Source organism: Sphingomonas crocodyli (assembly GCF_004005865.1).
Classification (GTDB): Bacteria; Pseudomonadota; Alphaproteobacteria; order Sphingomonadales; family Sphingomonadaceae; genus Rhizorhabdus; species Rhizorhabdus crocodyli.
The window spans coordinates 14,784-29,468 of record NZ_SACN01000001.1 but is presented as its reverse complement, the minus strand read 5'-3'; the positions used below and the strand labels follow the sequence as shown (position 1 = coordinate 29,468).

Sequence of the window (14,685 nt, the reverse complement as noted above, 5' to 3'; positions counted from 1 at the left end):
GAGGGGTATTGGCCGGCAGCGACCCGCTTGTGGCCAATACCCCTCCGTCAGTCCTGCGGACTGCCACCTCCCCCGCCGGGGGAGGATCTGAAAAGGCATCTTCACACCGCCACCGGCGCCGAAATGTGCGGGTGCGGATCGTAGCCGTCGACCACGAAATCCTCGAGCTTGTAGTCGAACATGCTCTCGGGCTTCCGCGCGAAGCTGAACTTCGGGAACGCCCGCGGTTCCCGCGACGTCTGCTCCTCGACCAGATGGCCGTGGTTCGAATAGACATGCGTGTCCGCGCCCATCCAAACCAGCTCGCCCGGGGTCAAACCCGTCTGCTGCGCCAGCATCCGGATCAGCAACGCCGCCTCGAAGATGTTGAATGGGAAGCCCAGGCCCAGGTCGCACGACCGCTGATACAGGATGCCGTGCAGCCGCCCGTTCGCGACCTGATATTGATAGGTCATGTGGCACGGCGGCAGCGCCATCTCGCCCAGATGCGGCACGTTCCACCCGGTGAAGATCAGGCGTCGCGAGGTCGGGTTGTCGCGGATCATCGTGACGAGATCGGCGATCTGGTTGACCCCGCGCTCCTCCTTGCGAAACAGCCCGCCCTCGACCGGCGTATAGCGCGGCCAATCGACCCACTGCTTGCCGTAAACCGGGCCAAGATCGCCCCACTTCGCGGCGAAATCGTCATCGTCGATCACGCGCTGTTCGAAGGTCGCACGGTCGATCGCGTCGCCGGTCGCTTTCACATATTTGGCCATCGGCCAGTCGGTCCAGATATGCACCTTCTGCCGCACCAGTTCGCGGATATTGGTGTCGCCGGACAGGAACCAGATCAGCTCCTTCACCGCCACCTTCCACGCGACCTTCTTGGTTGTGATCAGCGGGATCGTGCCGTCGGACAGGTCGAAGCGCATCGTCACACCGAACAGGGCGCGGGTGCCCACACCGGTGCGATCGACGCGCTCGTCCCCCTCTTCCCAGGCGCGGCGCATGGCGTCGAGATATTGCTGTTCGGGATGCGTGGTCATGCCCCACGCCTAGCCCCCAATCCCCCCTCCCTTCAAGGGAGCCTCCACGAAGATCCTCCCCCGTCGGGGGAGGTGGCACGCCGCAGGCGTGACGGAGGGGTATTCGCCGGCAGCGATACCCTTGTGAGGAGCTACCCCTCCACCGGCTGCGCCGGTCCCCCTCCCCTTCCAGGGGAGGATTTTGGGGGGGTATGGCGCTCGCCCTTGGGCGTCGCTACATCGCGGCTCCATGTCGAGCCTCAAGATCGCCTCCTGGAACATCAACTCGGTGCGTGCGCGCATCGATATCGTCCGCCAGTTTCTGGAACAGGAACAGCCGGACATATTGTGCCTGCAGGAAACCAAGGTCCGCGACGATATCTTCCCGTTCACGATGTTCCGCGAGCTGGGCTACGATCATTTCGAGCTGAAGGGCCAGCCGATGCACCACGGCGTCGCGATCATCTCGAAAATCCCGCTCCATGACAGCGGCCGCCACGACTGGCAGGACAATGGCGAGGCGCGGCATGTCGGCGTGCGGCTCGATTGCGGGATCCGGCTGGAAAATGTCTATATTCCGGCGGGCGGCGACATTCCCGATCGTACGGTCAACACCAAGTTCGGGCAGAAGCTCGACTTCCTCGAACGCATGATCGCGTGGTCGGGCGAGCTGAAGGAGCCGACGTTGCTGGTCGGCGATTTCAACATCGCCCCGCTCGAATGCGACGTGTGGAGCCACAAGCAGCTGCTCGACGTCGTCAGCCACACGCCGATCGAGGTCGAGACTCTGGGCCGGCTGCAGGCGAGCCACGGCTGGGTGGATCTCGGCCGCCATTTCTATCCGGCGCCCGCGCGGCTCCACACCTGGTGGAGCTACCGCTCGCCCGATTTCACCGCCAACGATCGCGGCCGCCGGCTCGATCATATGTGGGCCAGCCCCGATCTCGCGAAGAAGGCGACCGGCCATTATATCTGCGAGCCGTGCCGGTCGTGGATCAAGCCGTCGGATCACATTCCGTTGGTCACGGTCTTGGACGTATGAGCGCATCCCGGAATGCGGCGCGCGCGATCGACGCGCTCAAGCGCGGCTGGCCGGTCGCGATCGAAGCGGCGGACGGTGTGCTGCATGTCCTCGCGGTCGAAACCGCGCACGGGCCGAGTCTTGAGGCGTTCGACGAAGGCGAAGCGCCTGCCGACCTCCTCCTCTCCGCTGCGCGCGCCGCGACCCTGCGGCTGGCGAACCAGCGCGAGGCAGCCAGCCCGAACTGCCCCGCTTTGATCGGCCGCGTGCCGTGGCTCGATCTGCCGACCGCCATCGCGCTCGCCGATCCCGCGCGCGATCTGGAAACGCCCCTCAAAGGCCCGTTCCTCGCCCAGCATGTCGACGCGCCTGAGGCGGCGGCGACCGCTTTGCGCCTCGCCCGCGCCGCCGGCCTGCTTCCCGCTTTGTTCGTGCGGAACGACGGTCCGGTCGAGGCGCGCGTCATCCCCGCCGATCTCGATGCCTATGACGATCCGGCCAGCCTTGTCGTCGCGGCGCGCGCGCGCCTGCCGGTGGCGGAGGATGCGAAGGCCGAAATCGTCGCCTTCCGCCACGCCGCCGACGCCGCCGAACATGTTGCGCTCATCATCGGCGCCCCCGACGGCACCCCGCCCTTGGTGCGCCTCCACAGCGAATGTTTGACCGGCGACGTGCTGGGCAGCCTCAAATGCGATTGCGGGCCGCAGCTGCACGGCGCGCTCCACGCTATGACGCATGCCTCCTGGGGCATCCTGCTCTACCTGCGGCAGGAAGGGCGTGGGATCGGCCTGATCAACAAGCTGCGCGCCTATCAGCTGCAGGATCAGGGTTTCGATACGGTCGACGCGAACCTGCGCCTCGGCTTCGGCGTCGACCAGCGCGATTTCCGCACCGCCGCGCGCATGCTCACCCTGCTCGGCCAGACGCGGGTGCGCCTGCTCACCAACAATCCGAACAAGGTCGCGGGGCTGGAGGCCGAAGGCGTCACGGTGGTCGAACGCGTCGCGCACAAGATGGGCGAGAATCCGCACAACATCGCCTATCTCGAAACCAAGCGCGACCGGACGGGCCACCTGCTCTAATCCCGTCGCCCCAGCGAAGGCTGGGGCCTATCTCTGTTTTCGCGGCCGGTGCCGTATGGGATGAGAGCGATAGGCTCCAGCCTTCGCTGGAGCGACGAGGGGGAATGTCGGTGGCAACACTTCAGGTCGACACGGCGGCGCTCACCCTCACCGCACCCGACGGCCGCGTCATCCCCTGCACGATCGGCCGCTCGGGCGCCTGCGCGGGGGAGGCGAAGCGTGAAGGCGATGGCTGCACCCCGCTGGGCGACTGGCCGATCCGCTGCGTCCTCTTCCGCCCCGGCCGCGCCGCGCCCCCGCCGGGGCTGCGCCTGCCGTGGCGCTGGATCCGCCCCGGCGACGGCTGGTCCGACGGCACCGACGATCCCGCCTATAACCGCCCCGTCCGCCATCCCCACGCTTACTCGGCCGAGCATCTGGAGCGCGACGACGGCCTCTATGACGTCATCGTCATCCTCGGCCACAACGACGCCCCGCCTGTTCCCGGTCTGGGCAGCGCAATCTTCCTCCACTGTTTCGAGGAGCGCAGCACCGCTGGCTGTGTCGCGATCGACAAGGGCGAATTGCTGCGCATCCTGCCGATGCTCGCGCAGGGGGCTGTCTTCGCGATCCGTTGAGAACATGTGAAGAACATATCTTGACAAAAAGAACCAATTGGGTTATTCACTGATCCATTCTCGTCGTCCGATCAGCGGCGGGAGCGCAGGACCGGCCCGGGGCAAAGCGCTTGCTCCGCACCGGGCCAACGGTCGGCGCGAAGTCATCCGGTCCAAGCCGAAGCTTCGCTCAACACCCGGCCGGCAAGATAGAGGGACTGTCCGCCGACGGCGGCATCGTCCGGCATGACGAGAAGACAGGGCCGATCCACTGCGGACGTCAGAGACCGCATCCCGGGTAGCCCCGATCGGAACGCCGGCACGACGCCTCAACCGTTCGGGGAAGCTGCGCTTGCGTGGCTTTCGATTCCGCACGCGGAGTTCGCTCCGCCCCCGGACCCCTATGCCGGCCAAAGAACATGACGACCACTTCCCGGATGCCCGCGGAAGGACGCGCCGACCGGTTCCTGTCCTGATTTCGGAGTCGGACTCCGTCTATATACCTTCGTCACCCCGGGCCTGACCCGGGGTCCCGCTTCTTTTCTTCCACTTCAACGTAGCCAAAGGCAGCTTGACCCCGGGTCAAGCCCGGGGTGACGGTGTGGGCGTTAGATCCTGAGCGCCGCGCCGCCATCCACCAGCAGGGTCTGCCCCAGCATGAAGGACGACACGTCCGAACACAGATAGAGCAACGCGCCCACCAGATCCTCGGGCTGGCCGCGTCGCTGGAGAACCTGCTTGCTCAGCACCATGTCGATGATCGGCTGCGGCACGCGGCCGGTCATCATCCCCGGCGCGATGCCGTTGACGCGGATATTGTCGCCCACGAACTCCTCGGCCAGCCCGATCGTCAGCCCCGCGACCGCCAGCTTCGAGACCGCATAGCTGCTGTCGAGCTTGAAATAGGCCGAATTGGACGACTGGTTGATGATCACGCCGTGCCCGCTCGCCTTCAGATAGGAGCGGCAGACATGCGCCATCCGCGCGAGCGAGCCGACATTGACGTGCAGGATGCGGCGCCATTCGTCGCTCGTCAGGTCCGACAGATGCTGCCAGCGCCCGCGCGCCAACCCCGCATTGTTGACGAGGATGCCGATCCCGCCCAGCCGGTCTGCGACCTCGGGCACGACCCGTTCGATCGCCTCATCGTCGGACACGTCGAGGGCAAGGCCGATCATCTTCCCGCCCGTCTCACCCGCGATCGTCTCGGCGGCCTTGGCGGCCAGATCGCCGTCCATGTCGGTCAGCGCGACGACGCAGCCCGCCCGCGCCAGGCCATGCGCCAGCGTATAGCCGATCCCGCTGCCCGCCCCCGTGATCAGCGCGATCCGCCCCTCAAGGCCGAAACCCATCGTCATTGCCGCTCTCCCGTCCGTCTTGTCGACGGACGCTGTCCCATCGGCGGGGCGGCGCGCCAATCGGCATGTGCGCAGAACCGCTCGGCGAGAATCGAGAGTTGCGCTCCAAAGTCCTCCCCCGGAGGGGGAGGGGGACCGCGAAGCGGTGGAGGGGTATTTGAGGCTGGGCGATCCGCTGCCGGCCAATACCCCTCCGTCAGACCTGCGGTCTGCCACCTCCCCCTCCGGGGGAGGATCTCTCCAAGAAAAGAAAAGGGCGCCGCCGGTTGCCCGGCGACGCCCCGTCCTTCCCGAAACGAGATTACTTGGCTTTGACCGCCGTCACTTCGAGTTCGACGAGGAACATCGGCTGGACGAGGTTCGCGACCTGGAAGGTCGAGCGCGCGACGGTGTTCGGCTGGGTGGCCGAACCGAACTCCGACTTGAACGCGTCGTTGAAGCCCATGAAGTCGATCTTGCCGGTCTTGGGGTCGGCGGCGAGGAAGGCCTGCATCTTGACGACGTCGGACATCGCATAGCCCTTCTCGGCCAGCAGCGCCTTGATCTTCTTAAGCACGCTCAGCGTCTGGGTCTTGGTGTCGCCGAAATCCTCGACCGTGGTGCGCTTGGCCGGGTCGATCGGATCGGCGAGCTGGCCCGACAGGTAGAAGGTCTCGTAACCCGCGGGCACGATCACACCCTTCAGGATCAGCGCCGGCTTGCCGTCGGGGCCGGGCGGGTTGATCCGCTCGATCGGGGCGGGGGCAGCCTGCGCGGCGGTGGCGAGAAGGGCGCCGGCAGCGGCAGCGAGGATAGCTTTCATCGGGGCAGTCTCCTGTTGGAAGGGGATTAGTGGGCCGAAATCGGTTTCTGGGTGTCGACGGGCGCTTCGCCATCGCGCTGCGCCTTGACCATCGCGGGCGTCACCGCGCCGGCGGCATTGCCCCAGGCGGTGCGGACATGGGTGAGCGCGGCGGCGATCTGCGCGTCGGTCAGGTCGGCCTTGAAGGTCGGCATGCCGGCGCGGCCTTCGAGAACGACGTGGATCGCCTGTTTGGGATCGCCCAGCACGAAGGCGTCGCCGGCGAGCGCGGGGAAGGCGCCCTCGATGCCCTTGCCGTCTTCCTGGTGGCAGGCGGCGCAATTGTCGCTGAACACCTTGGCCGGGGCGAGGTTGGGATCGGGCTCCGCCGCGACGGTCGGGGCGTGGGTTGTTTGCGCCACCGCCGCGACTCCGGCCAGCGTCATCGCGGCGGTGAGGATCAACTTGCGCATGATCGTCAGCCCTTCATCGCCCGCGCATGGAGCCGTTCGACCTGCTGCCACGCGCTTTCGAACGCGCCCGCCTGCCAGCCGCCGATATAGCTCATATGTTCGCCGGCCAGGTAGATGCGGCCATCGGGTTCGCACAGCACCGGATAGGCGCTCTTGCGCGCCTCGTCGCTCCACATGCCCCAGCCGCCAAGGTTGTACTTCACCCGGTGCCACGCGACCGAGAAGCTGGTCTCGTAGCTGTCCTTATAGGCGGGGAAGACTTTCTGCCCGTAATCGACCGCCATCGTCGCGCGATCGGCGGGCGACTTTGCGGAGACCTTCGCGGCGTTCGGGCCGAAATTATAATAGCCGAGCAGCACGCCCTTCTGGCTCTGCCACCCGGTCGAGGGCAGCGCGATATTGTTGATGTCCGGGTTGTCGCAGAAGACGTGGCCGCCGTAGATCGAGTGATCCTCTTCCCAGAAGCGGCGCTTCATCTGCAGGCCGATCTTGCCGACGGGCGCATAGGCGCACTTGGCCATCGCGTCCTTGAACGGCTGCGACAGGCCATTGTCGATCGCCTTGAGCACCGACAGCGGGATCGTGCAGATCATCCAGTCGGCGGTCAGGGTCTCGGCGCCCGCGGGGCCATTGACCATCGCGGTCACGCCTTTGGGCGTCTGGCGGATCTGCTGCACCTCGGTCGAAAACTTGATCATGCCGTCGGGCAGGTTCTTCGCGATCGCCTTGGGGATCTGCTCCATGCCGTTGAACGGCTGGAACATCGTGCGCTGCTGATCCCATTCGGAAATGCCCTGCACCATGTGCCACAGGCCCGAATTGAGGACGTCGGCGAATTTGTAGGGCGTCGTCGGCGTGCCCGGCCCCGGATTGGTGCCCGCGCCCGGATCGACCACGAAGCCGCGGCCCGGAACGCCCTTGTAGCTCAGATCCTTCTTGTCGAGCGCGCCGAAGTGGACGAGGAATTCGATCAGCTGTTCACGATCGGCGTCGCTCAATTCGGTGTTGAGCGCCTTCTGCTGCGACAGCTTGGCGAGGATTTCGGACGAGTAGCCGAGCGTGTCGGCGACGATCTCGCGCTTGCGGATCGGCTTGCCGGCCAGCGGCCCCTTGCCCTTTTCGAAATAGATGAAGCTGGCGTCGTTATCGTTGTTGAACAGCTCCAGCGGCACGCCGAACTTCTTGGTGTAATGCAGCGTCGAATGATGGTGGTACGGGATGCGCCACGGGCCGTGGTTCAGATACAGCCCCTCATCATAGTCGCACACCTGTTCGGTGCCGCCGAGTTCGGTCAGGCGGAAGCCCTTGCGCGCCGTCTGGGCGCGGCCGCCCGCGAAGCTGCGCGCTTCCACGACCGTCACCTGATAGCCGGCCTGGGTGAGTTCATACGCGGCCGCGAGGCCCGCATTGCCGGCGCCGAGCACCAGCACCTTGTTCTTCTTTGGCTTGCCTTCGAGCTTGGGCGGAGCCGCCATCGCCGATCCGATGCCGAAGCCCAGCGCGTCCATCCCCGCCAGCAGCATCGCCGAGCCGCCCATCGCGGCCAGCCTTTCCAGAAGATGCCGACGGGTGAAGGCGCCCGCGCCCACCCCTTTCGCAAGCTCGTTCATCCCACATCCTTCGCTTTTGGAGCGACCCGTCCCGAGGATCGTATCGTTTCGTTTTAAAAAGGAAAGGCCGGGGACGGCGAACCGCCCCCGGCCCTTCATACGCGATCAGAACTTGAAAGAGATGCGGCCGTAATAATAGCCGCCGTTGATGCCGTAAGGCGAGAAGGTCGGGTACTTGGTGATGTACGCCGTCGAGCTCTGGGCATATTGCTGGTCACGAATGAACTGCGGATACTTGTTCGGATACTTGTTGAACAGGTTGTTCGCGCCGATCGAGATCTTGATGGGCTCCAGGATCTGGTAGCCGAGTTCAAGATCGGTGATGAATGCGGATCCTGCGCTCAGCTTTTCTTGCGCAAGACCATTGGTCGGCGTCGAGATGATCGCGTAGCTGTTGCCATAATAGCTTTCACGCAGGTTCATCGTGAAATCGCCGATCGACCAGTAGGCGCCCACCGTCGCACGGAATTTCGGCGTGGTGTTGGTCAGATCGTTCGACGCGTAAACGTCGAGGATCGTCTGGCGCTGGTTGATGTTGGCCGGCGCCGGATTGATCTTCGTGACCTTGGTGACGTTGTAGTTCGCCGCCAACGACCAGTCGATCTTGCCGTAAGTGTCGAGATCGGTCTGGTAGGTCGTCAGGAAGTCGATGCCCCGCGTCAGGCTGGTGATGCCGTTCACGAAGGCGTTGACGCCCACGGTGCCGCTGGCGCCGCCGTCGATGGCCGCGATGACCGAGTCGACCGGAACGCCGTTGTTGCGCAGCGCTGTGACGACCGAAGGCGAAACGATCGCGGTGCAGACGGTGCTGACGTTGAAACGGCAGTTGTTCGAGTAACCGAGGAACGAGCTCGAACGGACGATGCGGTCCTTGATCTTGATTGAATAGGCATCGATCGTGATCACCATCTTGTCGATCGGCTTGAACACCCAGCCGCCCGAGAAGTTGGTCGACTTTTCAGGCTTCAGGCCCGCAATGCCGAGCGCCGCGGCGCCGGGCGAGTTGGGCGCGAAGATGCCCGACAGCGACGACACGGACACGTTGATGCCCGAATAGAAGCCCTCAGCCAGCGTCGGCGCGCGGAAGCCGGTCGAAACCGTGCCGCGGACCGCGATCGCGGGCGAGATGTCGTAACGACCGGTCGCCTTGAAGATCGTGGTATCGCCGAAGTCGCTATAATGTTCGTGGCGGACCGCGCCGTCGAGCGTCAGCTCGGGGAGGGGCTTTGCCGCGATATCGATATATTGCGAGAAGTTGCGGCGCGTATTCCTGCTGGCATTGGCCGGCGAGTAACCGAAGAAGGACTGAATGCCGCCCTGCGCCACGCCGGTGCCGGTATAGTAGGACGCTTCGTCACCGGCCTTGAGCTGGAACATGTCGCGGCGATATTCGAGGCCGGCCGCAACCGTGATCGGTTCGGCGAAGCCGACGTCGAAGTCGCGGCTCAGATCGAGCGTGTTGGTCCACTGCGACGCGATGAACTCGCCGTTGAGCGTGTTGGTGGGCGAGAAGCCCTTCGACGTCGCGCTCGACGAGTCATAATAGAGCGCGGCGTTGGCCGAATTGATGACGTAGATTTCGCTCAGGTTGTTGCCGTAGGTCGAGGTGATGTCCCAGCGGGTGCCGCTGATTTCACCCTTGGCGCCGACCTGAACCGAGTAATCGGTTTCGACCGTCTTTTCCTGCGGGCGGAAGCCGGCGGGATAAGGGATGTCGGCCGAGGTTTCCGGGCACAGCGCGATCGTCATATTGTTGCGGCAGGCCGCGCTCGTGCCCGCGACGACGAAGTTGTTGTTGGGCAGGCGCTGCTTGCCGAACACGACGACCGGCAGGCGATAATTCTGCCAGGTCTTGCCGATCTTCTTCGAATAGCTGCTCGAACCGTAAAGCTCGATATCGTCGGAAATTTCCCAGCCATAGGTGGCGTAAACGTTGGTCAGCTGGAGCCGGCCGTCGCCTGCGATCTGGTTGACCTCGGGATATTTGTCCTGGCCGGTCAGCGCGTTGCCGAAGCGGGCAATGTTGTAACGACCGCCATTGACGCCGGTGTTGGCGGCACCGGCCTGACCGGTATCGACTACGCGCGGATCCAGATCGCCACGGAAGCTGTAATTCTTGAACTGGCGCTCGGCCGTGACGTTGACATAGGCGCCTTCGAACGGTGCGAAGCCGACATTGCCCATCACGTCCCAGCGCTGGCCGCCCTGGTCGAAATATTTGCCGCCGGTCACGTTCACGCTGCCGCCGTGATCGGCATGCTTCAGGATGAAGTTGACGACGCCCGCGATCGCATCGGTGCCGTATTGGGCGGCGGCGCCGTCCTGCAGCACTTCGACGCGCTCGATCGCGTCCTGCGGGATCAGGCTGATGTCGGCCGCGGCGTTACCGCCGAAGGGGCCGCCGGTGACGACGACCGACGAGGTGCCGTGGCGGCGCTTGCCGTCGATCAGGATCAGGGTGTGGTTGGGGTTCAGACCGCGCAGCTTGATCGACGGGTGGAACGCCGCCTGGTCGCTGCCGAACGCCTGCGCCTGCACCGAAGGCAGCTGCTGGGCGAGCGTCTGGATCATGTCGGTCTGGCCGACGCGCTTGAGCGAGTCCGAACCGAGCACCTGGATCGGGGCGGGGCTGTCCGACGCCTTGAAGCCGGTCGTGCGCGTGCCGGTGACGATGATGGTTTCGCCGTCGCTTGCCGTCGTCGCGTCCTCGGCCGGTGCCGACTGCGCCATCGCGGCGCTGGCCCACAGGCTGGCGATCGCGACCGTCGCGAGGGAAACGCTATGTATTCTTTTCATTCGAGCCCCCTAAAAGAGAATCTCTTTCAGGTTCCCCATCCCAACAGTGACTCTGTCAGGAAGATATGGCTCGGAAGTGGCTCGGTAAAAGTCGCAATGCTCCCCCAACAGATAAAGCGACTAGGGGCGCCTTACCTGCCATGCCTCTTGCAATTTCACCCGCCCGCTTGCTCGAATCATTCTCCCCCGGTCATTGCGTTGGAGACTATTAAAAATTTCCTGATCAGCAATCATCATTCGTGTCAGGAAATCGAGCATCGCGGAAAACGATGCAATGGTGTTGCGCGTTTGCAACGCACCATCGCGACGCTTTCAATAAGGATAGACGGACGAACGGCGTGTTTCCGCCATTCGGCCTGAAAATATTTTTCCTGGAGGTGTCGGGATGTTTCCCGGCAGGCAGGCGTAGCTCGGGGCAATCTTGCGCCGCAGCGCAGGTTCAGCGCGCCTGCTGAAGCCGATCGGAGGCTTGGCGTTCGATCTCGATCAGCTCCGCGACGGTCTGTTCGATCGCCTCGCGCTGCATCTCAAGCTCCTCGATTCGCTCGATCACGCGCTCGCGCAGGCGGCGCATCTGGGCGAGGTGGAGCGAATCGACGTCGTAGAGATCGAGAAACTCCTTGATGTCGCGCAGCGTGAAGCCCAGCCGCTTGCCGCGCAGGATCAGCTGGAGGCGCGCGACCTCACGCCGCGTATAGACGCGCATCGATCCCGCGCGCTGCGGCGCGATCAGACCCTTATCCTCATAGAAGCGGATCGTGCGGCTGGTGACGCCCAATTCGGTCGCGACGCGCTGAATATTCTTCAGCTCGGTGCCGTCATCATCGTCTTGCGCCATGCCACTCGTCCCCCTGGGCGGCAATTTGCGCGGGAAGCTCATGGCTCGCAAGCCGTCTTCACGCGCTTTTCTGGGCGGATTTGCGGGCTTCTTCCTCGACCAGTTCCTTCTTCGAAAGCTTGCCGATCATGGTCTTGGGCAGGCTGTCGCGGATCTCGATCTCGCGCGGCAGCTCGATCTTCGACAGGCGCGACTTCAGATATTCGGCCAGTTCCTCGATCGTCGCGCTGTGATCGGCGCGGATCGTGACGAACGCCTTGGGCGCCTGGCCGCGATATTCGTCGGGCACGCCGATCACGACCGCTTCGGCCACCGCCGGATGATCGTAGAGCGCTTCCTCGATCACGCGCGGATAGACGTTGTAGCCGCCGCAGATGATCACGTCCTTGATGCGATCGACCAGGAACAGATAGCCCTCGTCGTCGAGATAGCCGACGTCGCCGGTGCGCAGCGCGCCGTCGATCATCACCTTGTCGGTGTCCTCCGGTCGGTTCCAATAGCCCTTCATAACCTGCGGCCCACGCGCGCAGACCTCACCGCGTTCGCCCAGCGGGACGATCTTGGTCGGATCCTCCAGATCGCGGATCTCGATCACGGTGCCGGGGAAGGCGGGGCCGGCGCTGTTGTCGCGCGCTTCGCCATAGCAGGGGTTGCAGGTGATGATGGGGGATGCTTCGGACAGGCCATAGCCTTCGACCACGCGGCAGCCGGTCAGTTCCTCGAACTGGTTGCGCACGTCGAAGGGCAAAGGCGCGCCGCCCGACACGGTGAATTCCAGCCCGTCGAAATGGACCGGATGTTCGGCCGCGGCCTTGTTGATCGCGGTCAGCATCGTCGGCACGGCGAGCAGCTTGGTCGGCTTGGTGCGCTTGGCGGTCTTCAGGAACTGCTTCAGCTCGAAACGCGGCAGCAGGATCATCTCGGCCGCGGTGTCGATCGAGAAGTTGAGCACCGTCGTCAGCGCGAAGACGTGGAACATCGGCAGCACGCCCATGATCCGATCCTGCGCGCCCGGCTTGCCGCCGACATGCAGGATCATCTGCGCGCTGTTCGCGGTCAGATTGGCGTGGGTCAGCATCGCGCCCTTGGGCACGCCGGTCGTCCCGCCGGTATATTGGAGCACAGCGACATCGTCGGGCGATCGCGTCGCGGGGGTGAAGACGCCGTCATTGTCGATCAGCGCGCGGAAGCTGACGTGCAGCCCGTCGCCCTGCTCCCAATGCGCGGTCTCGGATCGCTTGAACAGGCGGAAACCGATCGACTGGGCGAGCGGCAGGATGTCCGCCATCGGGCAGACGATGATCGTCTTGAGCCCCGATTCGGCGGCGACGGCGCGAACCTTGTCCTCGATCATCTTCAGATCGGGCACCGCCATGAAGGTCGTGCCCGAATCGCGGATCTGATGCCGCAGCTCATGTTCGACATAGAGCGGGTTGAAGTTGACGATCGTCGCGCCGCATTTCAGCGCGGCGAAATAGAGGATCACGAAATAGGGGGTGTTGGGCAGGCACAGGCCGAAGCGTGTGTCCGGCCCGACACCGGCGGCCTGCAGCCCCTTGGCCGCGCGATCGACCATGTTGCCGATCTGGGCATAGGTCCAATGCCGGCCGAGAAAGTCGATCGCGGTCCGATCGCCATGATTGGCGACCGCGCGATCGATCAGTTCGGTGAGCAGGCGGGGGCGGATCTGATCCAACCCCGGCCCTTCGGTGCGGGATTCCGGGCGGTCGACGCCGCGACCTGACTGTTCGGTTCCGGCCACGACGTCGTCCATGTTCCCAGTCTCTCCGTTTCTTTAGAAGGCTGCCCGCGCGCCGAGCGAGAAGATCAGCGCATGGCCGGTGACGCGGCCATTGGTCAGGATCGGGGTCTGCAGCGGGGTGCCGGCATAAGCGGCCGTCACGCGGTCGATGCTTTCCTTGGCGAAGCGGGTGTACATCGCGCCGCCATCGAGGGTGAACGCGTCCGAGACCTTGTACGAGGTGCCGAGCGCGAAGTTCCAGCGATTGCCATCGGGCACGCGTGCGTCGCGATTGCCGTCCTGCGTCGGGGTCTGATCCCACTGGATACCGCCGCGCAGCGCCAGCTGCGGCGAGACGTCATAGTCCCAGCCGCCCGCGACGCTCCAGGTGTTGCGGTAGTTTTCGGGGATCGCGGTGTTGAGCGGCGCGCCCAGGCGGATCGCGTCGAACTTCTTCCAGCCGACGCGCGAGACCGAGCCGTTGAGCGTCAGCGCGTCCATCACCTTGACGCGCGCAGCACCGGTCAGCTGCCACGGGGTGCGGAAGCGGGCGACGGCGTTCACGTTGATGTTGTTGGCGGTGGGGATCGGCGCGACGAGGCCGGTGATGACCACCGAACCCTTCAGCTTGTGCTTGATCGACGACTTGTAGCTCAGGCCCAGATCGATCGTGTCGGTCGGGTGCAGCTGAACGCCGGCCGACCAGCCGAAGTCCCAACCCTTGCCCTTCAGCGTCTGCTGCCCATCGGGCAGCGTGGCTGAAACGTTGGGCAGGGCGTTGCTGAGCGTCGCATCGCTATGTTCGATGTTGATGCCGAAGCCAAGGCCGATCATCGGCGACGGCGCGAAGGCGATCGTCGGCTGGATATCGATCGTGGTCAGCTTGGTCTTGTCGGCGGTGTAGCGCGCCCAGCTGTTCGCTTCATAATTGGTCGCGAAGCTGAACGGCGACGTGATCGCGAGGCCGACGGCCCACTGATCGTTGAGCTTATAGGCGACGCCGCCCGACGGCAGCACGCCCTTCTTGATCGGATCTTCCGACACCTGATTGCCGGTGATCGGCACCGGGGTGGCGTTGGTCGGGCGGCGGATCAGCGTGTTGACGTTGCGCACCTTGCTGCTCGGCAGGATCGCGGCGGCGCTGACATAGGCGCTGCTCGTCGCGTTGCCGGCGATGGCGGCGGGGTTCCACCACAGCGATTCGGCGCCCTGATCGGCGGCTTCGCCGGAGAAGGCGCGGCCGACCGCCTTGGTCGACTGTTCCTGCAGGTAGAAGCCGGCGGCGTTCGCCGATGCTGCACCCAGCAACGTGGCGGATGCGGTCGCGGTCAGCAGCGCCGCGCGACGGAAGGTGATCGTCTTCATAGTCTTCCCTCTTCTAA

12 protein-coding genes are annotated in these 14,685 nt (G+C 64.7%); 3 read left to right on the top strand and 9 right to left on the bottom strand.

The genetic code is table 11. The annotated features are described in order from the left end of the window. Positions 1-101: 101 nt before the first annotated feature. Positions 102-1,028, bottom strand: coding sequence for a thymidylate synthase (gene thyA / locus EOD43_RS00140; RefSeq protein WP_127739943.1), 927 nt, complete (start codon positions 1,026-1,028; stop codon positions 102-104). A gap of 229 nt (positions 1,029-1,257) precedes the next feature. On the opposite strand from thyA, the gene EOD43_RS00135 reads away from it, so the two are divergent. The 3 genes from EOD43_RS00135 (at position 1,258) to EOD43_RS00125 (ending at position 3,727) form a co-directional block, all read left to right on the top strand. Beyond that, on the top strand, positions 1,258-2,049 hold the full coding sequence (locus EOD43_RS00135; protein WP_127739941.1) for an exodeoxyribonuclease III: 792 nt from the start codon (positions 1,258-1,260) through the stop codon (positions 2,047-2,049). After that, positions 2,046-3,110 carry a GTP cyclohydrolase II gene (gene ribA, locus EOD43_RS00130; protein WP_127739939.1) on the top strand — a complete coding sequence of 355 codons (1,065 nt, stop codon included), beginning with the start codon at positions 2,046-2,048 and terminating at the stop codon, positions 3,108-3,110. The genes EOD43_RS00135 and ribA overlap by 4 nt, the downstream gene beginning before the upstream one ends. 104 nt (positions 3,111-3,214) lie before the next feature. After that, positions 3,215-3,727 (top strand): L,D-transpeptidase family protein, encoded by a 513-nt coding sequence (locus tag EOD43_RS00125; protein WP_206363468.1) that lies wholly within the window; start codon positions 3,215-3,217, stop codon positions 3,725-3,727. A 587-nt stretch (positions 3,728-4,314) separates the two neighbouring features. Here the strand turns inward: EOD43_RS00125 and EOD43_RS00120 are convergent. The 8 genes from EOD43_RS00120 to EOD43_RS00085 all read right to left on the bottom strand — a co-directional run bounded on the left by EOD43_RS00120 (position 4,315) and on the right by EOD43_RS00085 (position 14,668). Further along, positions 4,315-5,064, bottom strand: a complete 750-nt coding sequence (locus EOD43_RS00120) for an SDR family NAD(P)-dependent oxidoreductase (RefSeq protein ID WP_127739935.1) — start codon at positions 5,062-5,064, stop codon at positions 4,315-4,317. 301 nt (positions 5,065-5,365) lie between these two features. Then, positions 5,366-5,866 (bottom strand): RidA family protein, encoded by a 501-nt coding sequence (locus EOD43_RS00115; protein WP_127739933.1) that lies wholly within the window; start codon positions 5,864-5,866, stop codon positions 5,366-5,368. Positions 5,867-5,892: 26 nt separating this feature from the next. Then, the gene (locus tag EOD43_RS00110; protein WP_127739931.1) at positions 5,893-6,318 is read right to left on the bottom strand and encodes a c-type cytochrome; all 426 of its coding nucleotides are present in this window, start codon (positions 6,316-6,318) and stop codon (positions 5,893-5,895) included. A gap of 5 nt (positions 6,319-6,323) precedes the next feature. Beyond that, positions 6,324-7,928 carry a flavin monoamine oxidase family protein gene (locus EOD43_RS00105; protein ID WP_127739929.1) on the bottom strand — a complete coding sequence of 535 codons (1,605 nt, stop codon included), beginning with the start codon at positions 7,926-7,928 and terminating at the stop codon, positions 6,324-6,326. Positions 7,929-8,033: 105 nt separating this feature from the next. Next, a complete protein-coding gene (locus EOD43_RS00100) occupies positions 8,034-10,724 on the bottom strand; it encodes a TonB-dependent receptor plug domain-containing protein (protein WP_127739927.1) in 2,691 nt (896 codons plus the stop codon). Between the two features lie 439 nt (positions 10,725-11,163). Continuing rightward, entirely contained in the window at positions 11,164-11,562 is a 399-nt protein-coding gene (locus tag EOD43_RS00095) for a MerR family transcriptional regulator (RefSeq protein ID WP_127739925.1), read from the bottom strand. A gap of 58 nt (positions 11,563-11,620) precedes the next feature. After that, positions 11,621-13,336, bottom strand: a complete 1,716-nt coding sequence (locus EOD43_RS00090; protein ID WP_127739923.1) for a long-chain-fatty-acid--CoA ligase — start codon at positions 13,334-13,336, stop codon at positions 11,621-11,623. Between the two features lie 21 nt (positions 13,337-13,357). Beyond that, entirely contained in the window at positions 13,358-14,668 is a 1,311-nt protein-coding gene (locus EOD43_RS00085; protein WP_127739921.1) for an OmpP1/FadL family transporter, read from the bottom strand. Positions 14,669-14,685 lie beyond the last annotated feature (17 nt).